The sequence below is a fragment of the Protofrankia sp. CiP1_Cm_nod3 genome (assembly GCF_982290655.1).
This window is the reverse complement of the sequence record NZ_CEVIVD010000008.1, coordinates 24,522-27,912: the sequence shown is the minus strand read 5'-3', so window position 1 is coordinate 27,912 and position 3,391 is coordinate 24,522. Positions and strand designations below refer to the sequence as shown.

The 3,391-nt window shown below is 72.6% G+C and carries 3 protein-coding genes; all 3 read left to right on the top strand.

The window, feature by feature from the left end:
* Window positions 1-917, top strand: a 917-nt coding sequence (locus tag AC5LUJ_RS03545) for an ABC transporter permease (RefSeq protein ID WP_493464455.1), incomplete at its 5' end; no start/stop codon positions are given.
* Complete coding sequence (locus tag AC5LUJ_RS03540; RefSeq protein WP_493464454.1) at window positions 914-2,821, top strand: dipeptide ABC transporter ATP-binding protein; 1,908 nt, start codon at window positions 914-916, stop codon at window positions 2,819-2,821. The genes AC5LUJ_RS03545 and AC5LUJ_RS03540, both read left to right, overlap by 4 nt.
* A 243-nt stretch (window positions 2,822-3,064) precedes the next feature.
* Window positions 3,065-3,349: a hypothetical protein gene (locus tag AC5LUJ_RS03535; protein ID WP_250286015.1), complete on the top strand. Its 285-nt coding sequence runs from the start codon at window positions 3,065-3,067 to the stop codon at window positions 3,347-3,349.
* Window positions 3,350-3,391 lie beyond the last annotated feature (42 nt).

The window sequence follows — 3,391 nt, the reverse complement described above, 5'->3', positions numbered from 1 at the left end:
GGTCACTGGCCGCCGGGCCGGCCGTCCAGGCCGGGCCCGAGCCGCCGTCCGAGGCGATGTCGCCGGCGCCGGGCCCGCGGCTGGGCGTGGACGTGCGGCGGCTGTCGCGGTTCTTCCTGCGCCGTCCCGGGCTGGTGCTGTCACTGATCGTGGTGACGCTGGTGGTGCTGGCCGCGTTCTGGCCGACGCTGTTCACCGGGCGTGACCCGCTGCTGGGGGTGCCGGCCGACAACTTCCAGCCGCCCGGCGCCCGCCACTGGTTCGGCACCGACGAACTGGGCCGCGACACCTACTCCCGGGTCGTGCACGGGGCGGCGCTGTCCCTGAAGGCGACGCTGGTCGCGGTCGCGGTCGCGTTCGTCGTCGGTGGGGCCCTCGGGCTGGTCGCCGGATTCGCCGGCCGCTGGGTCGAGGACGTGCTGATGCGCTTCGTCGATGTGCTGCTGTCCATCCCGGCCCTGTTCCTGTCGCTGGCGCTGGTGACCGCGCTGGGGTACGGCACGGTGAAGGTCGCCGTCGCGGTGGGGATCGCCAGCGTGGCCAGTTTCGCCCGGGTCATGCGCGCCGAGGTGCTCAGGGTGCGCCAGGCCGTCTTCGTCGAGGCCGCGCGCTCGTCGGGGACGCGCTGGTACGGCGTGCTCGGACGGCACGTGCTGCCCAACGCGATGGGGCCGGTCGTCGTGCTGGCAACGCTCGACTTCGGGACCGCGGTGCTGGCGGTGTCCTCGCTGAGCTTCCTCGGCTACGGCGCCGCGCCGCCCGCGCCGGAGTGGGGCACGCTCGTCTCCGACGGCCGTAACTATCTGGCCAACGCGTGGTGGCTCTCGACGCTGCCCGGCCTGACCGTGGCGGCGACGGTACTGGCGACCAACCGCATCGCCCGGGCACTGGACGGAGAATGGGCCACCCAACGATGACCGATCACGGCACCGACAGCCAGGACCGCCCCGGCAGCCGCGACGGTGCCTCCCCTGACGGCGCCTCCACCGCCGGCGCCGACAGCATCCCCACCGATGGTCACGACGGCGATCACGACGGCGATCACGCGGGCGCGGGCCTGCTCGCGATCCGCGGGCTGTCCGTGTCGTACCGCACCCGGACCGGGCCGCTGCCCGCCGTCCAAGGTGTCGACCTCGACGTCGAGCCGGGTGAGATCGTCGCGCTGGTCGGCGAGTCCGGCTCGGGCAAGAGCACGCTGGCGCACGCGATCGTCGGGCTGCTGCCGGCCGGGGGACACATCGACGCCGGCAGTGTCCGGTTCGGTGGCCGTGACCTCGCCACCCTGTCGGAGCGGGAGCTGCGTGCCATCCGCGGGGCCCGGATCGGGCTCGTCCCGCAGGACCCCACCGTCTCCCTCAACCCGGTGAAACGGATCGGCGTCCAGGTGGCCGAGGTGCTGCGCATCCACCGGCTGGCCACCCGCCGCTCGGCTCCGCTGGAGGCGGTCGCGCTGCTGGAGCGGGCCGGCCTCGCCGAACCGGAGATCCGTGCCCGGCAGTATCCGCACGAGCTGTCCGGCGGCATGCGGCAGCGGGCGCTGATCGCCATCGCGATCGCGGCGCAGCCCAAGATGATCATTGCTGACGAGCCGACCAGCGCCCTGGACGTCACCGTGCAGCGACTGATCCTCGACCACATCCAGCACCTGGCCGACGAGCTCGGCACCGCCGTCCTGCTCGTCACCCACGACCTCGGTGTCGCCGCGGACCGCGCGCGACGCATCGCGGTGATGTCGCAGGGCCGGATCGTGGAGAGCGGGCCCACGGCCCAGATTCTCGACAGCCCCCGCGACCCCTACACCCAGCGACTGCTGCACAGCGCCCCGAGCCTCGCCCTCATCCGCGCCATACCCCCCGCGCGCACCGCACCTCCCGCGCGCACCGCACCTCCCGCGCGCACCGCACCCCCCGCGCATGCCGTGCCGCGGGCCCGGACGTCACCTTCGGCAGCCGCTGAGCCCTCGGGGGCCGCCGAACGGCCACTCGTCGTGGTCGACAACCTGGTCAAGGAGTTCCCGCTGCCCCGTACGGCCGGCGGCTCCGCCCGGACGCTACGCGCTGTCAGTGACGTCAGCTTCACCGTCAACCGCGGCGAGACGCTGGCCCTGGTCGGTGAGTCGGGTTCGGGCAAGTCCACCACCGCCCGCCTCGTCCTGCGCCTGGTGGATCCGACCGCCGGCCGGATCGTGCTGGACGGTGACGACGTCACGGCCGCCAGGGGGGCGCGGCTGCGGCGGCTGCGCCGGCAGGCCCAGATCATCTACCAGAACCCCTACGCGTCCCTCGACCCGCGGTTCTCGATCAAAGAGGTGATCACTGAACCGTTGCGCGCGTTCGGGGTCGGTGACCGGGCCTCCCGCACCGCCCGGGCCCGGGACCTGCTCGACCGGGTCGCGCTGCCGGCCTCGGTCCTCGAACGCAGGCCCGCCGAGCTCTCCGGTGGGCAGCGGCAGCGGGTCGCGATCGCCCGCGCGCTGGCGCTGGCACCCCAGCTCGTCGTCTGCGACGAGCCCGTCTCCGCGCTGGACGCGTCCGTGCAGGCGCAGGTCCTCGAGCTGCTCGCCGAACTGCAGGCCGACACCGGCGTGGCCTACCTGTTCATCTCGCACGACCTGGCCGTCGTGCGGCAGATCGCCCACCGGGTGGCGGTGATGCGGGCCGGGCAGATCGTGGAGACCGGCCCGACGGACGACCTGTTCACCAGCCCCCGGCACGACTACACCCGCGCGCTGCTGGAGGCGATCCCCAGATGGTCGCAACAGCGTCAGGCCGCTTCGCCCGGTGATGGGAAGCCGACCGGCATCGGTGGTCGCCACACGTGACGGACAACGCCGGGATGGACAACGCCGGGATGGACAACGCCGGGATGGACAACGCCGGGATGGACAACGCCGGGATGGACAACGGCGCGAGGACGCCTACGTCGAATGGCTCACCGGGTTCGACGCACTGCCTTGCCGGGCGTGCCTTGTTGGGCGTGCCTTGTCGGGCGAGGAGGTGATGGAGAGGACCGTCGGTGAAGAAGCCGTCCGGGCGCGGCTGTGCACATGATTTATGCTTGAATTATGAGCTTCAGGCGGATCACTATCAGTGTCCCGGAGGAGATCGCGGCGAAGGCGCAGCGGGCCGCTGACGCCGGCCAGGCGGAGTCGGTGTCGGCCTACTTCGCCGGTCTCGCCGCCGCCGAGCCGGACTGGGCGCAGGCCCAGCAGATCCTGGACCAGATGATCGAAGAGGCCGGCGGGCTGGACGATGCCGCACGTGCCTGGGCGCGATCGGTGCTGGCGGCCGACGATGTTCTCGAAGCCGGTGATGACGCCGGAGACACCCAGGTGGCCGGGGCCGCGTGAGAACGACTGTCCTTGACACGGGCGCGCTCATCGCGCTGGAAC